We start from the raw sequence: 14,453 nt of genomic DNA, 5'->3' as shown, positions 1-14,453 counted from the left end.
CGAAGTCGCCGCTTGGGAACACCGACGCAATCAAAGTGGAGCCCGCATCAAATGGATGTTCTCAACCGAGCAAGCCCGCGCCAAACTTGCCAAAGCATACCCAAACCCAATCGCCAAAGAGTCATAATCTCTGTGCAGAGGTACTAGGGCAATTGGCCGAAATAACCGCGTTGACGATTGGCACGGAAGCGATCACCGCCATGACAAGGTATGACGGTCAAGTTCTTGACATGGACTCCGCGGACCCAAAAGAAATTGAGCGAGCCGCCAGGCAGATTGGGTTCAAAGGCTATTCCGACTTTCAACGAAACGCGCTGCTGGTCTTCTGTTATGGAAACGATGACGGGATTGATATTCATCCTTCCAAGCGCCACGGACAACGAGCGCCGACCTTTACATTTCTTAGAGCCTTAGTTCCGTCTTCCGGGAAGCCTGATGATCTAGGAAACACGATATTGCGGGCTTTCGAACTGTGCCGTTAGCTGGCGGTCAATTCTCTTGAATTGCATATTCCTTCACGGATGACATGTTCGTTGCGTTCATAGATTTTCGGCGGCCTGTTAAAATGATCTTCCTGGTGTGCCGGTTGGCTTCTCTTTCGAGGATGACGACACGGCGTTTGGTGATGATGCGGCTCTTCGCGAATCCGACGACCAAAGCCAGCCCGCGGCACACCGGCTTGGAACCGAAGATTCCCGGCGCTCCAACAGACAGCCATTTCGCTGTCTCGGAAACCGACAGTGGCTGTCCATTTTCCGATATCTGATCCCGATCACGCAAAAAAGAACGATTTGTGCTTGAAAACAGGGTATTTTGTTAAGCTTCCCAGAGACTAATACTCTTAAACGCTTGTTGCCTCGACGTTCGGATATCGGCGGCGCGAACCAAGCCTCCAGACCCGCCGAATGACTTGTGCGGTGCTTCCTAAAAATTGGAATGAGGCCGGGTGCATGAAACGTCTGGCCGCCGCTGCAGTCCGGGGATCTTCATGAAGCAGCCTTCAGGCAGGAAATATCCCGCTGCCTCGCAACTGGATGGCACGCCCATGCCGGCCAAAGCGGCTTTACATGCCAGCAGGATCGCCGGCAGGGCAAAGCACGGTCCTATCGAGCAGAGGCTGACGGAAGCGCTTGAATTCGCGGAGGGGATCATTGCCGTCCTCCCCGACATTCTGTTCGAGCTCGATGGTGATGGCCGATATCTGCAGGTATGGACGAAGCATCCGGAAGCGCTCGCTGCAACCGAAGAGCATCTGCTCGGCAGGACGGTCAGCGACGTGCTGCCGCCTGAGGAGGCCGCGATTGCATGTCAGGCCATCAGGGAGGCTGATGAAAAAGGGGCCAGCAGCGGCCACACGATACGCATCAAGCAGGCCAACGGGGAAACCCGCTGGTTCGAGCAATATCTGGCAAAAAAACCTGGCAGCAAACCATCCAGCACGACATTTCTTGCGCTGTCACGCGATATTACCGACAGGAAGGAGGCGCAGCATGTCGGAGATGAAGCGCGAACACGTCTCCTCACGGTGCTTCAAACCATTCCCGACAGGGTCTGGTTGAAGGATGTCGATGGTGTTTATCTGCTTTGCAATCACGCCTTCGGGCTCATGGTCGGCAAATCGGAAGCCGAGATCGTCGGCAAGACGGACTTCGATCTGTTCGATGCCGATCTGGCCCGGTTTTTCCGTGAGAAGGACCTGGCGGCCGTTCATGCCGGACGTGTCCTGATCAACGAGGAATGGGTGACGCACGACAACAGCGGCCAGCGCATTCTCCTCGAAACCCGAAAAGTCCCGATCATCGACGCCGAGGGCAAGACGACGGGGGTTCTCGGCGTGGCGCGCGACATTACGGAACTGAACACTTCTCGCGAGAAGATTCACCGGATGGCGTTTTACGATTCGCTGACCTCGCTGCCAAACCGAGCCCTGTTCGGCGAGCGCCTGGAACATTTCCTGGCCACCAGTTCGCCGGACCGCAGGCGCGCAGGCGTCATGATGATCGATCTCGATCATTTCAAAACCATAAACGACACGATGGGACATCCTATCGGGGACCAACTGCTTTGCCAGGCGGCCGGAAGACTGCAGGACAGCGTACGGCATGCCGACACCGTGGCGCGCATCAGCGGCGACGAGTTCGCAATCCTTCTGCCGGATGTGCTTGAAAAGCCGGATCTGGCCGACATCGCCCAAAAGATGCTCGACGCATTCAACGCGCCCTTCCTGCTGGACGGCACGGAACTGTTCGTCTCCTGCAGCATCGGGATCGCACTTCATCCCGACGACAGCACTGATGCCGATGATCTGGTCAAATACGCCGATTCCGCGATGTATTCAGCAAAGCGGCAGGAGCGCGGAAGCTTCCAATTCTATTCGAAAGAACTGACGGCCGGCGCCCAGGAGCGTCTGATGCTGGGATCGGAATTGCGCCGGGCCATCGAGCGCGGCGCGCTGGAATTGCACTACCAGCCCAAGGTGCTGCTGGACGACGGCAAGGTGATCGGCTCGGAGGCCCTGTTGAGGTGGCGTCATGAGCAGTTCGGCATGGTTTCTCCGGTTCAGTTCATTCCTGTTGCCGAAGAAACCGGGCTGATCGTGGAACTGGGTCGCTGGGTGCTGCGTGAGGCCTGCCAGACCGCCGCCGAGCTCAACGCCGCTGGCCGGCCACCGCACAAAGTGGCGATCAATCTCTCCTCCAAACAGTTTCAGCGCGCCGACCTGGTCGAGACGGTCGCCGCGATTCTCGGCGAGACCGCCTGCCGGCCGGAATGGATAGAACTCGAAATCACCGAGAGCCTGCTTCTCGGCGACAAGAACGAAACCCTGGAGGCGCTTTGCGAATTTCGATCCATGGGAATTTCGATCGCCATCGATGATTTCGGCACAGGCTATTCGGCGCTGAGTTATCTGGCGCGCTATCCGATCGATACGTTGAAAATCGACCGGTCATTCATCAGCAGCAGCGACAAGCGCTGCGCCGAGCTCGTCAAGGCGATCCTCTCCATCGCACGCTGCCTCGGGCAAAGCGTCGTCGCCGAAGGCATCGAAACAGCCGAGCAGGCAAGCTTTCTCCTGGCCAACGGCTGCCCCGCCGCACAAGGCTTTCTCTACAGCCGGCCGGTGCCGAAAAGCGACATCGTGACGCTGCCGCATTATCTGGGCGGATTGTACCCGCTTGAACAACGCAAGGTATCGTAATTCCGTCTTTGGCTGACTGGTGATGATGACGGCCGGCGGGCAAATCTCCGGCGACGGCGGGCGAGACGTCGCGCCAGACGCCCGAGAGGCTGGCCTTGCACCTCACCGCGACTTCTGCCAGTTTTGCTATCAAGCCATCTCAAGGAGCAAACATGCGTCAGGGAGGAATTGCCGCCGTTGCGGCATTGTCGTGTATTTTGGCGTCATCCCCTTCGCAGAGCTTTGCCGAGTTTTTCACAGGCAACGACATCCACACCGACTGCAGCACCAACCGCAATCTGGTGAGCGGCTACGTCGCCGGCTGGCTTGGGCACAGCGAGTCTATCGAGGGTCTGTTCACCCGTGTGCAGCAGAATCCGACGGGCGCCGATCTCGCCACCATTTCCGGGCTGGAGGCAGCCACGCTGCACGCCTGCGTTCCCCAAGAGGCCACGGTGGAGCAATTGGTTGACATTTTTTGCAAGTCGCTTGCTCAAACGCCGGAGACGAGACATCTCCCGGCCGGGACTTTGTTGACCCTGACGATGTATGCAACTTTCCCTTGCCATCAACCTTGAAATCCCGACGCCGGAGGGGCGATAGGGGATGACTTGGATTTTTGCTGGCGAGCTGCCTGATGGCGCTCCTGGCAGGCTGTGAAACTTCACCGCCGCCGGAGCCGGATTATTCGAAGATGACAACCTGTCAGAGAGTGATCTCGCTGCTGATGAATCCCTGGGCGACACGCGGACAGCAGGCTCTGGCTCTCGAGATTGGCCGCAACAATGCCTGCTTCGGCACATCCCAGCAGAAGCAATATAGAGTCACCGTCCAAGAGGTTGATTGATACAAATCTCCTATTCAAGCAATTCGGCGGCGAAGCCGCCGCATAGGAATTCGAGATTTCCCCATTCCGCATCGATCACGCGATAACGCACGTCAGCAAGCATCGGCGATCGATGTTTGCGCACCGCCAATTCGAACCCCGACAATGAAAGGAGTTTGTCTGTTTTTAGATCAAAGCATTGGAAAAAATAGATTTTCAGTTTTCCTGGTTTTGGTTTCCTGAAGTCACCGGGATGCGTTCGCAACACCAGCTCAATGTCAACGAAACCGGGTTTGCCGCCGCTGAATGTTCTGTCGATGTGGAACGATTCCATGACCCTGTAAAACGACAGGCCAAATGATTCGAGTTCCTCAAGATTGTCGGCAACTATCGTCATGTTTTGCGGATTCATCGACTGGGATAATCGGGTTGCCTGAAGCTACCCCGCTGACCGCGTCCGGACAAGCTCGCCCGCGAGCATCAGCTTTTGCTTGATATCTCCGAAAGGAGACGTTCTGGTCGTGCGCTCCGGGGCAATGCCCCCCTTCGTGACCTGGCATAACGATGGCGACAGCGCCACGGTATCTGCACCGTAAACATGGCGATCGAGACCGCGCACTTGGGTTCGCCTGTGGTCACGCCTGTGCTGATGTCATCATGCGTCGCAACCGACACTCGTCGCGGACCACAAACGCTCAAGGAAATGCAAAGCCCTCAGCTTTCTCTCGTCGAAAACACGACCGGTCCGGCGACAGCATCCGTCACGCCCAGCTCGCCGCCGAGATCCTCCAGCATGTCCCGGAAGGTATCGAGCGTGGCGATCATGCTCGACCGGCTTCCGGCCATGGCCTCGACGCTCTCCCATTCGCCGATGATACAATATCGTCCTTCACCGGTCCGGATGATATTGGCGTGGCGCAGACCCAGCCAGCTGTCGGCAATATTCTGGTGGGCGGCGAGGAAGGCGGTCTCCATCCCGGTCTTGACTTTAAAACGCACGACATTGAATGCGGTCATTGCTGTCTCCCGCAAGTGAATGAGTAGCGATAGTGCCTGCTTGATCAAGGTGGCATCTGGCGACCGAAATCGCAAGTAAGCTTGCTCATCGGTGCCGCCTTTGAAAGTAGCACGCTTCACAGGGAAAAACCATTTGTATTGGCGCCTCCCGCGAAAGCTTGAATTTGCTTGGCAATGGCGTACGTCTTACCACTTGTGCCTGGACAAATGACGCCAATCTATTGAAGCACATCCCGAGCTCTCGCGCCTGGGTCGAGGCGAAAGCCTTTCCAATACTCCACGCTGCCGCAAACGCGCCGAATCTAGGTTGTTGCTATCTGCGCCAAAATACCTTCGACAAAGCCGGCATCCATGACACTATCGCCCTGATATTGTTCAGCTTCATTGCCATCTGGTTCAAGTGTCCCGTCACTTGAACAGGCTGCCAATTGATGCATGGTTTCCCGTAGAAACTTTGGCGAGGGCCAGTCGTTGGGATGAAAATTGTCGACCTGTCCGACAATCGGCCACCGTCTTTCGGACAGGTGCAGGTCTCCGAATATCCAAATTCCCGCCGCATCTCGCGGTTCGGGCCTGAATATTCCATCGCCTCGCGGAACCGTCGAATAGACGTCGCTGTAGAAATATCCCATCAACACCTTTCCGTCTCTGGGCATTCCCGTCACCACGCCAAGGCAGAAGCCCTTTCCACTATCGAGCGGAACAGCGAAGATATCTCCCACCTTGTATGGCAGCTTGTTCATCATCACGCGGCCTCCTTCTCAAGGCAAACATCTTCCTCGTAATAACGTTCGCACCCGCCAATAAATTTCCCCTTTTTTTCTTCTTTGCAGAGACCTAGCGCCTTCGGCGTGAGGCCTCGCGTGCCTCATGTTGTTTTGCAAATGGCTGACCGGCTGGATTTGGCGGTCGGCATCTCCATCATAGTGAAACCGCCGATTTTGGCGGAATGCCGGAAATATGATGAGGGACTTGTTCTTCGCGCCTGGTGCGGTTTGATTTGCGCCAGGCATCTCGCCACGCAGGTCGCGACAATAATACTGGCATGCTGCATGGATTGGTTTACGCAGAACCTATCCGCGCTAAGCATTTCGGAGTGCATTGGTGTTACCAACCTTATCCGAATTCGCGAATTTATCGGAAAAGACGAATTTGATAGGCTGCGATCTGATCATGGCGGCGCCGAAATTCGTTCGAAGGCGCTTTGAAATCACGGTGAATGCCCGGTTTCTGCGTGGTTGAGCGGGCAGAATGCGCAGGGGGTCGCAGATGTCAAAGTATCCACATCCGGCTGATATCTATGCTGGAAACAAACTTCACTTCCAAAGGCAGGTGCGCAGGCTCAGCCAGGGCGCCCTGGCCGATGCTTTGGGCGTGACATTCCAGCAAGTCCAAAAATATGAAAAAGGCATGAACCGCATGAGCGCCAGCCGCTTGCAGACCATTGCAAGAATCCTGGACGTGCCGGTCAGCTTCTTTTTCGATGATGACGAAGCGCCTGTCGGCGGCGATGCGGCGTCTCGCTATCGCGCGGACAACGACCAAACCGCCGGCTTTCTGTCATCGAGAGAGGTTGTGCAGCTAAGCCGTGACTTCGCGGCAATCAAGAATCCCGGTTATCGGCGCGCTGTGCTTGCTTTCGTGATCGCGCTGTCCGAAGCGCGCGAATAACCAGCGTCCGGCGCTGTTGGACGATTGCCGCCGCTCAATTCCGGGCGCTCGATACTGCCATGCCCGCACGGCGCCCCGCCTATGGCATCAGCGGCCGGGCGTGACGCGGCCATTGCCATGAAGGCCACCGCAGTCCCCGCGCGTGAGGCGTGGGCAAGGTCACGATGGCGCGTCCATCGTCAACGCGGCGGCCGACCATCCGTCTTGAAGATGGCGGTGAATTTTGCGCCCCCCTCGATTGTGCGACACTACAGAGACCTAGACTGAAACGAAACCAAACAAAAACAAAACTTGAACCCCCCGCTTCTTCAATCAAAGCGTGTCTGGCCGAACCGTTGTCTGGCCCCGGCAAGAGAGCAAGCGGAGAGGTCGAGGCAAGGCATCACACCGAGCCAATCGGCGTGACCAGGACGCAGAGGCTCCTATCGCTGCTGGAAAAACAGGGACAGGTCAGGCTTTGAATGCCACCCTGGCGGCTTGCGCCTCACCGCAACTTCTGCCAACTCTACAATCCAGGGGATCATTGGGAGCAAGCATACGTCAGGGAGGAATTGCCGCTATTGCAGCATTGTCGTGTATTTTGGCGTCATCCCCTTCGCAGAGCTTTGCCGAGTTTTTCACAGGCAATGACATCCACACCGACTGCAGCACCAACCGCGATCTGGTGAGCGGCTACGTCGCCGGCTGGCTTGGAAAAAACGAGTCTATCGATGGTATGTTCACCCTTGCGCAGCAGAACCCGGCGGGCGCCGATCTCGCCACCATATCCAGGCTGCAGGAAGCCTCGCTGCACGCCTGCGTTCCCAAAGAGGCCACGGTGGAGCAATTGGTCGACATTTTTTGCAAATCGCTTGCTCAGACGCCGGAGACGCGGCATCTCTCGGCCGGAACCTTGTTGACTCTGACGATGTATGCAACTTTCCCTTGCCATCAACCTTGAAATCCCGACGACGGAGGGGGATAGGGGACGACTTGGATTTTTGCTGGCGAGCTGCCTGATGGCGCTCCTGGCAGGCTGTGAAACTTCACCGCCACCGGAGCCGGATTATTCGAAGATGACAACCTGTCAGAGGGTAATCTCGCTGCTGATGAATCCCTGGGCGACACGCGGACAGCAGGCACTGGCTCTGGAGATTGGCCGCAACAATGCCTGCTTCGGCACATCCCAGCAGAAGCGATATAAAGTCACCGTCCAAGAGGTTGATTAGTGCCGCGGAAAACAAACAAGCTTGAAAGCCTAACTCTTTCACCGCCGCTCTGCCTTGACGGACGGTTGGCTGGCTCTGGAGAAGCAGCAAGGGGTTGAGGCAAAGCCTCTTGCGTCCGCTCGTCTTGATCGAGGCGAGGCAATTCATATATGACTACCGATGGTCATATGGAGGCGTGGCATGAAAGAAATCCAGCTCAAGGACGCGAAGGCAACGCTTTCCGCTGTGGTCGATCGGGCGGTGGCTGGCGAACCGAGCGTGATCACCCGTCACGGCCGCAAGGAAGCCGTCCTCGTGTCTTTCGAGGAATGGCAGCGGATCTCCAAGGTTCCGAGCTTTGCCGATCTGTTGCAGGCCTTTCCCGGCGGGCCGGAGGACATTCCCGAGCGAGCGCGCAAACCCGCCCGTGCACTCGGCGAAGATGGCCTCTGATCGTGTATCTTCTGGATACCAATATCGTCTCGGCCGATGCACCAGCCAAGCGCCAGGTGGGCGTCGAAGCGCTCGCGGCCTGGATGCACGCGCATAGCGATCGGCTCTATCTTTCCGCCATCTCCATCGCCGAGATCGAGGCGGGCATTGCCCGCGCCATCCGGATCGAAGCGACGACGAAGGCGGAGAACCTGCGCCGCTGGCTCATGGCAGTGGAACACTTTTATGCCGGGCGAATCCTGTCCTTCGGTATCGAGGAGGCGCGTCACGCAGGCCTGATCCTCGACCGGGCTCGCGCCCATGATCCCGGCTTCGAGGATATCGCCATCGCCGCCACCGCCGCGGCACATGGCCTCACTGTTCTGACAGCCAATGAACGTCATTTCGCGCCACTGGGCGTGCCGTTTGCCAACCCGTTGAAGCAATTGCCGACCATTCAGTAGATAGCCAGTGGCCCCCTGGATCGGATGGGAGAGGTCCGGCAGTCGCTGGCCACCCAACCTTCGCCCGCGACGGAATCGCAACGCCGAGCCGGGCAGGAACGTTGTACACGGTGCGCAACGTCCGACACGGACAGGGAGGCCATCCTATGCCGAAGCAAATCCTTTTCATCCAAGGTGCCGGTGAAGCCGTGCACGATCAGTGGGACAACAAGCTGGTCGAGAGCCTCGAGCGCGAACTCGGCTCGGACTACGCCGTCCTCTATCCGCGCATGCCGGAGGAAGCCGACCCCCGCTATCCGATCTGGAAAGCCGCGCTGCTGAAGCTGCTCGATGGTCTCGATAACGGCGCCGTTCTCGTCGGCCATTCCATCGGCGCGACCATCCTGCTCACCGTGCTGGCCGACGAACGGCCGAAATTCAGGCCTGGCGCGCTCATTCTCATTGCGCCGCCATTCATCGGCGATGGCGGATGGCCGAGTGAGGATATCGTGGCCCGGGCCGATTTTTCTGCCATGTTGCCGGCCGGGATGCCCATCCTTTTCTATCATGGCAGCGAAGACGACATCGTTCCGCCCACGCATGCCGGGCTGTATGCAAAAACAATTCCCGCCGCGGTTTTCCGTTTCCTGCCGCATCGCAATCACCAGCTCGACAACGATCTGAGCGAGATCGCTCGCGATATCCGTCGATTGCCGCTGCAGGGCCGTTCCGCTTGATCGTTGACGATGCCGAACCTCGCCAGGCGGTCGGTGGCGTGTCTCGTCATCGACAGCCATCGCTTATCGACCACACGGCCGGCCGATCAATGCCGGTGGGACGTCACACGGGTTCGCATCCATCCCCTGCTTGCACGCTATCGCCCTCTATATTACACATTAGCTGTTGGGCAGGGCCGTGGCGGGGCCATGCCGGAAAGCATCCAGGAGGGTTGCCGACGTGCATAAGTTCAAGATTCTGAAGGGCGCAAACGATCAGTTCCGCGTCCAGTTCGTCTACAATGCCGAGGTCATGGTCTGGTCGGAAAACTATGCGTCCAAGGCCAGCGCCAAGAACTGCATCGAATCGATCAAGAAGAATGCGCCGGGTGCCGCCACCGTCGATCTGACGAAGGAAGAGACCGGCTCGGGCTATCGTTTCGAGCTCGTCGAATCCAAGAATGGCGAGACCTTCGTCCGCTTCAAGGCGGCCAATGGCGAGACCATGGTGCGGTCCGAGACCTATGCCTCCAAGGCCAGCGCCAAGAATTGCATCGATTCGGTGAAGAAGAACGGCCCCGATGCGCCGGTCGAGGACGAGACCGCCGGCGCCTGATGCGCGGCACCTCCTCGCGATATAGCCAAGGCCAGCCGATCACGCGCCGCGGCCGGCTGATGCTGTCAGGCTGTCTCTTGCTGGCCGCGATCGTTCTCGGCTTCGCGGCCAGCGTTGCGCTCTATCAGGTCAATCGCAACCTGTTCCGCTCATCGGCGGTGATCGGCACCATCCTGTGCGGCTCGGGCCAGCGGGTCGACGACGTGCCGAGCCCGCCGCACAGCCGGCGGATGATCTGCCGCAATGCCGAGGGCGTCGAAGTCAGCGCCCGCAACAATCTCATCGCCGTCAAGATGGCGCTGCCCTTCATCGTGCTGATCGCCGTGCCCGGGCTCTGGTTTGCCTGGACGGCTAACCTGCGCATGTCGCGGGGGCGTTGAGGCGAGACGGGGGTGCCCTCGCGCCTGTGACTGGCCCTTCGAGGCCCCATTCCGCTTCGCGTCATGGGGCGCCTCAGGGCGAGGGCGAGTTTGGGGCGCGCTGGGTGCCACAAGCACAAGCACGGAAGACTATTCCCATACCGGCGCGCAGCTGCGTATCGCCGCCTATGGCCCGGGTGCAGCGAATTTCACCGGCCTGACCGACCAGACCGACATGTTCTTCACCATCCGCGATGCGCTTGGCCTGCAGAAGACGAACTGACGGACCGGTCGGACATCGAACCGGTACGACATATCGCCGGCCCCCTTTCGGGGTCGGCCACGTCCATCAATTCTCTTTCAGCCGATAGGGCAGCACCGCCCGGTTCTCGTGGTCGATGACCAGCCGGCCCTTGAGCGGCGGCATGGCGCGGCTGGCGCATTTGGTCCGTTCGCAGATGCGGCAGGAAATGCCGATCGGGTCATAGGCGGCGCGGTTGCCGAGGTCCATGTCGTCGGCATAGACGAAGCCGTCGGCATAGGAAATCTCGCAGCCGAGCGCCAGGGCATAATGCTGCTGCCCCTGGCGGAAACCACGACCGCCCTTGGACACCTGGATCGACAGGCAGAGATAGCGTACGCCGTCCGGCGTCTCGGCAAGCTGGCGGTTGATCCGGCCCGGAGTCTCGAAGGCCTGGTGTGCATTCCACAGCGGACAGGCGGCGCCGAAGCGGGCGAATTGAAGCTTGGCGGCACTGTGGCGCTTGGTGATATTGCCGGCGCGATCGATGCGGGCGAAGAAGATCGGGATGCCCTTCAAACCCGGGCGCTGGAGCGCGGACAGCCTGTGGCAGACCTGTTCCAGACTGGCGCCGAAGCGGGCGGAGAGCAGGTCGAGATCGTGGCGGAGATCGCGCGCCGCGGCCATGAATTTCCGATAGGGCAGGATCAATGCGCCGGCGAAATAATTGTGCAGGCCGATGCGACAGATTTCATAGGCCTCGTTGGTGCGGAAGCCGGCATTGCGGGCGATGGTATCGATCATCTCGCCGGAATCGAGCTGGGCAATCTGCAGCGCGATCTGAAAATCGCGGGTCGCGGCGGGCAGATAGGCATTGAGCGTGAGGATGCGCGCCTGATGGTCGAAGGAGCGGATCATATCCTCATTGTCGAGCGCGCGGCGGATGCGGACACCATGGGCGCGCTCCAGATGCCTTGTGAGGATGGCGTTGGGATCGCCCTCGCCCAGGCCGATTTCTTCAGCCAGCCTTTCGGCGGCGATATCGAGATCGTGAATGTAATTATCGACGAAATGAAAGAAGTCGCGCACTTCCTCATAGGGCGTGTTCTCAGTCAGCCCCGGGGCGCGCCCGAGCGTGTCGTCGATGCTGGCGAGCTGTTCGGAATTGTGCCTGTAGGCCTGATGGGCGGCGATCAGCGCATGCGCCAGTCCCGGCGCGTTCTGGGCCACCAGTTTCAGCTCCTGCACGCTCGGCGAATAGGCATTGAACAAGGGATCGCTGAGCGCTTCCGACAGCGCCGAAATCAGCCGATCGTCCTCGCCGGCAGAGAGATCGGAGAGGTCGATGCGGAATTTTTCCGCCAGAGCCAGGAGCACGGCGGCAGAGACCGGCCGCTGGTTGTTCTCGATCTGATTGAGGTAGCTGATGGAAATGCCGATCCGCTCGGCGAATTGCGCCTGCGTTGCGCGGGTGGATTGCCGGAGGTCGCGGACCTTGCGGCCGATATAGAGTTTGCCGATCGCCATGTTTGCAACTTCGCAAAATTCAAACTAGACTTTTGTAAACTGCGCATTTTCACCTGATCAATGGTTTTCTTCCAATCCGTTCGGATTTATGCAGAATTCTCGATCATCGAAGGTCAATCCCATGCGTGAAATCCTCGAACAGCTCGAAGCCCGCCGCGCCGCCGCCCGTCTCGGCGGAGGTGCAACGCGCATCGAGACACAGCATTCCAAGGGCAAGCTGACGGCGCGCGAGCGGCTGGACGTGTTGCTCGACGAAGGCTCGTTTGAAGAATACGACATGTATGTCACCCACCGCGCCACCGAATTCGGCATGGCCGACAACAAGGTGCCGGGCGATGGCGTGGTCACCGGTTGGGGCACGATCAACGGCCGCTTGGTCTATGTCTTCAGCCAGGACTTCACCGTGCTCGGCGGCTCCTTGTCGGAAACGCATGCGCAAAAGATCTGCAAGGTGATGGATCTGGCCGCCCGCAACGGCGCGCCGCTGATCGGGCTCAACGATTCCGGCGGCGCCCGCATCCAGGAGGGCGTGGATTCTCTTGCTGGTTATGCCGAAGTGTTTCGCCGTAACGCTGAAGTGTCCGGCGTCATCCCGCAGATTTCGGTGATCATGGGCCCCTGCGCCGGTGGCGCGGTCTATTCGCCTGCCATGACCGACTTCATCTTCATGGTTCGCGACAGTTCCTATATGTTCGTCACTGGCCCGGATGTGGTCAAGACCGTCACCAATGAGATCGTCACCGCCGAAGACCTGGGCGGCGCCAAGACGCATACGACCAAATCCTCCGTCGCCGACGGCGCCTTCGACAATGATATCGAGACGCTGTTGAAAATCCGCGACCTCTTCGATTTCCTGCCGCTCAATAATCGCCAGCCGGCGCCCGTCCGGCCGTTCTTCGATGATCCCGACCGGCTGGAAATGCGGCTCGACACGCTGATCCCCGACAGTGCCGCCAAACCCTACGACATGCGCGAGCTGATTCTCGCCGTCGCCGACGAGGGTGATTTTTATGAGATCGGCGAGGCCTTCGCCCGCAATATCCTCACCGGCTTCATCCGGCTGGAGGGCCAGACCATCGGCGTGATCGCCAACCAGCCGATGGTTCTGGCCGGCTGCCTCGATATCGATGCCTCGCGCAAGGCGGCGAAATTCGTCCGCTTCTGCGATGCTTTCAACATTCCATTGCTGACGCTGGTGGATGTGCCGGGCTTCCTGCCGGGGACGGCGCAGGAATATAACGGCATCATCAAGCACGGCGCCAAGCTGCTGTTTGCCTATTCGCAAGCGACAGTGCCGATGGTGACGCTGATCACCCGCAAAGCCTATGGCGGGGCCTATGACGTCATGGCGTCGAAACATATCGGCGCCGACGTCAACTATGCCTGGCCGACGGCGGAAATCGCCGTCATGGGCGCAAAAGGGGCAACGGAAATCCTCTATCGCTCCGAGCTCAGGGATGCGGAAAAGATTGCTGCCCGGACGAAGGAATACGAGGACCGGTTTGCCAATCCGTTTGTCGCCGCTGAGCGCGGCTTCATCGACGAGGTGATCCTGCCGCACTCGTCCAGGCGGCGGATTGCGCGGGCGTTTGCGATGCTCAGGACAAAGCGGCAGGAGAGCCATTGGCGCAAGCATGATACGATGCCGTTGTGAGGGCCGTGTCACGGGGAGGATGTTGAATTGAAGAATTTCGTATCGGCTTTGGCTCTATTCACCTGCTTTGCGATCGGGCTCAATACTGCCGCCGCCGCAAGCGGATTTCTAGCCAAGGACCGAAAATTTCATTTGTCCCATGGCGTCGTCGCCAGCCTGCAAAGCGTGGAAGTGCAGCGGATCTCCTCCGACAACACGATCGATATCGCGATTGTGCTCGACCGGGCCGGCCCGCCGAAACATTCGTCCCAAGACTTGATCGCTGAACTGGGCGAGTTCTGCCTTCGCTATCAGTCCAAGATCGTTTCCGCGGCCGTCAAACCGGCGGAGCGCTCGAAGATAAATCTCTTCGCCCCCTTTTATCAGGCATCAACAGATCAGGGGTCGGTGACACAACAGGCTGGATTTGGATTCACGATCCGGTCCGGCCGATGCTCCCTGCAACCGCCATTCCCGCAGACAATGGTCAAGCAGACACTGCAGAACGCCAAACTTCCGGTCGGTCAATGATCAAGACAATTCTCACCGTGCCGCGCCAAAAGATCATCTGTCGTGACCTCCGCTCGACAGGTTTCGCGGCTTCGAC

General features: G+C 58.9%; 18 protein-coding genes and 2 pseudogenes. 15 read left to right on the top strand and 5 right to left on the bottom strand.

Features of this window, described 5'->3' with window-relative positions:
* Positions 1-127 (top strand): annotated as a pseudogene (locus AC1DYF_RS35620) (IS630 family transposase); the annotation flags it as partial.
* A 16-nt stretch (positions 128-143) separates the two neighbouring features.
* On the opposite strand, the gene AC1DYF_RS35615 reads toward AC1DYF_RS35620, so the two are convergent.
* Positions 144-359: a hypothetical protein gene (locus AC1DYF_RS35615; RefSeq protein ID WP_477883000.1), complete on the bottom strand. Its 216-nt coding sequence runs from the start codon at positions 357-359 to the stop codon at positions 144-146.
* A gap of 686 nt (positions 360-1,045) precedes the next feature.
* On the opposite strand from AC1DYF_RS35615, the gene AC1DYF_RS35610 reads away from it, so the two are divergent.
* Together AC1DYF_RS35610 and AC1DYF_RS35605 are read left to right on the top strand one after the other, a co-directional pair.
* The gene (locus AC1DYF_RS35610) at positions 1,046-3,199 is read left to right on the top strand and encodes a sensor domain-containing protein (RefSeq protein ID WP_477883008.1); all 2,154 of its coding nucleotides are present in this window, start codon (positions 1,046-1,048) and stop codon (positions 3,197-3,199) included.
* A gap of 95 nt (positions 3,200-3,294) precedes the next feature.
* Positions 3,295-3,756, top strand: coding sequence for a Rap1a/Tai family immunity protein (locus AC1DYF_RS35605; protein WP_477882999.1), 462 nt, complete (start codon positions 3,295-3,297; stop codon positions 3,754-3,756).
* 279 nt (positions 3,757-4,035) lie between these two features.
* Here the strand turns inward: AC1DYF_RS35605 and AC1DYF_RS35600 are convergent, their stop codons facing one another.
* From AC1DYF_RS35600 to AC1DYF_RS35590, 3 genes are all read right to left on the bottom strand, one after another.
* Positions 4,036-4,401, bottom strand: coding sequence for a hypothetical protein (locus AC1DYF_RS35600; RefSeq protein ID WP_477882997.1), 366 nt, complete (start codon positions 4,399-4,401; stop codon positions 4,036-4,038).
* A gap of 317 nt (positions 4,402-4,718) precedes the next feature.
* Complete coding sequence (locus tag AC1DYF_RS35595; protein WP_477882995.1) at positions 4,719-5,021, bottom strand: antibiotic biosynthesis monooxygenase; 303 nt, start codon at positions 5,019-5,021, stop codon at positions 4,719-4,721.
* Positions 5,022-5,323: 302 nt separating this feature from the next.
* Positions 5,324-5,767, bottom strand: a complete 444-nt coding sequence (locus AC1DYF_RS35590) for an Imm26 family immunity protein (RefSeq protein WP_477882993.1) — start codon at positions 5,765-5,767, stop codon at positions 5,324-5,326.
* Between the two features lie 138 nt (positions 5,768-5,905).
* On the opposite strand from AC1DYF_RS35590, the gene AC1DYF_RS35585 reads away from it, so the two are divergent.
* The 10 genes and pseudogenes from AC1DYF_RS35585 to AC1DYF_RS35540 form a co-directional block, all read left to right on the top strand.
* The gene (locus AC1DYF_RS35585) at positions 5,906-6,229 is read left to right on the top strand and encodes a hypothetical protein (protein ID WP_477882991.1); all 324 of its coding nucleotides are present in this window, start codon (positions 5,906-5,908) and stop codon (positions 6,227-6,229) included.
* A 43-nt stretch (positions 6,230-6,272) separates the two neighbouring features.
* Positions 6,273-6,692, top strand: a complete 420-nt coding sequence (locus tag AC1DYF_RS35580; protein WP_477882989.1) for a helix-turn-helix domain-containing protein — start codon at positions 6,273-6,275, stop codon at positions 6,690-6,692.
* A 457-nt stretch (positions 6,693-7,149) separates the two neighbouring features.
* Positions 7,150-7,632, top strand: coding sequence for a Rap1a/Tai family immunity protein (locus AC1DYF_RS35575; RefSeq protein ID WP_477882987.1), 483 nt, complete (start codon positions 7,150-7,152; stop codon positions 7,630-7,632).
* On the top strand, positions 7,604-7,900 hold the full coding sequence (locus tag AC1DYF_RS35570; RefSeq protein ID WP_477883010.1) for a hypothetical protein: 297 nt from the start codon (positions 7,604-7,606) through the stop codon (positions 7,898-7,900). Before AC1DYF_RS35575 ends, AC1DYF_RS35570 begins: the two co-directional genes overlap by 29 nt.
* A gap of 180 nt (positions 7,901-8,080) precedes the next feature.
* Positions 8,081-8,332, top strand: a complete 252-nt coding sequence (locus AC1DYF_RS35565; protein ID WP_477882985.1) for a type II toxin-antitoxin system Phd/YefM family antitoxin — start codon at positions 8,081-8,083, stop codon at positions 8,330-8,332.
* A gap of 2 nt (positions 8,333-8,334) precedes the next feature.
* Entirely contained in the window at positions 8,335-8,775 is a 441-nt protein-coding gene (locus AC1DYF_RS35560) for a PIN domain-containing protein (RefSeq protein ID WP_477882984.1), read from the top strand.
* A gap of 146 nt (positions 8,776-8,921) precedes the next feature.
* Positions 8,922-9,491, top strand: a complete 570-nt coding sequence (locus tag AC1DYF_RS35555) for an alpha/beta fold hydrolase (RefSeq protein ID WP_477882982.1) — start codon at positions 8,922-8,924, stop codon at positions 9,489-9,491.
* A gap of 220 nt (positions 9,492-9,711) precedes the next feature.
* A complete protein-coding gene (locus tag AC1DYF_RS35550) occupies positions 9,712-10,086 on the top strand; it encodes a YegP family protein (RefSeq protein WP_477882980.1) in 375 nt (124 codons plus the stop codon).
* Positions 10,086-10,466 (top strand): hypothetical protein, encoded by a 381-nt coding sequence (locus AC1DYF_RS35545; protein WP_477882979.1) that lies wholly within the window; start codon positions 10,086-10,088, stop codon positions 10,464-10,466. The genes AC1DYF_RS35550 and AC1DYF_RS35545 overlap by 1 nt, the downstream gene beginning before the upstream one ends.
* 127 nt (positions 10,467-10,593) lie before the next feature.
* Positions 10,594-10,728, top strand: a pseudogene (locus AC1DYF_RS35540) (alkaline phosphatase); the annotation flags it as partial.
* A 66-nt stretch (positions 10,729-10,794) separates the two neighbouring features.
* On the opposite strand, the gene AC1DYF_RS35535 reads toward AC1DYF_RS35540, so the two are convergent.
* On the bottom strand, positions 10,795-12,213 hold the full coding sequence (locus AC1DYF_RS35535; protein WP_477882977.1) for a helix-turn-helix domain-containing protein: 1,419 nt from the start codon (positions 12,211-12,213) through the stop codon (positions 10,795-10,797).
* A gap of 121 nt (positions 12,214-12,334) precedes the next feature.
* Between AC1DYF_RS35535 and AC1DYF_RS35530 the strand changes: the two genes are divergently transcribed.
* Both AC1DYF_RS35530 and AC1DYF_RS35525 read left to right on the top strand, forming a co-directional pair.
* Positions 12,335-13,867 (top strand): acyl-CoA carboxylase subunit beta, encoded by a 1,533-nt coding sequence (locus AC1DYF_RS35530; protein WP_477882976.1) that lies wholly within the window; start codon positions 12,335-12,337, stop codon positions 13,865-13,867.
* 27 nt (positions 13,868-13,894) lie between these two features.
* Positions 13,895-14,377: a hypothetical protein gene (locus AC1DYF_RS35525; RefSeq protein WP_477882974.1), complete on the top strand. Its 483-nt coding sequence runs from the start codon at positions 13,895-13,897 to the stop codon at positions 14,375-14,377.
* The last annotated feature ends 76 nt before the right edge of the window (positions 14,378-14,453 follow it).

It is taken from the genome of Rhizobium sp. P2_G9 (assembly GCF_056403475.1).
Note: the sequence above shows the minus strand (reverse complement) of the source record. Positions and strands in the feature narration are given on the sequence as shown.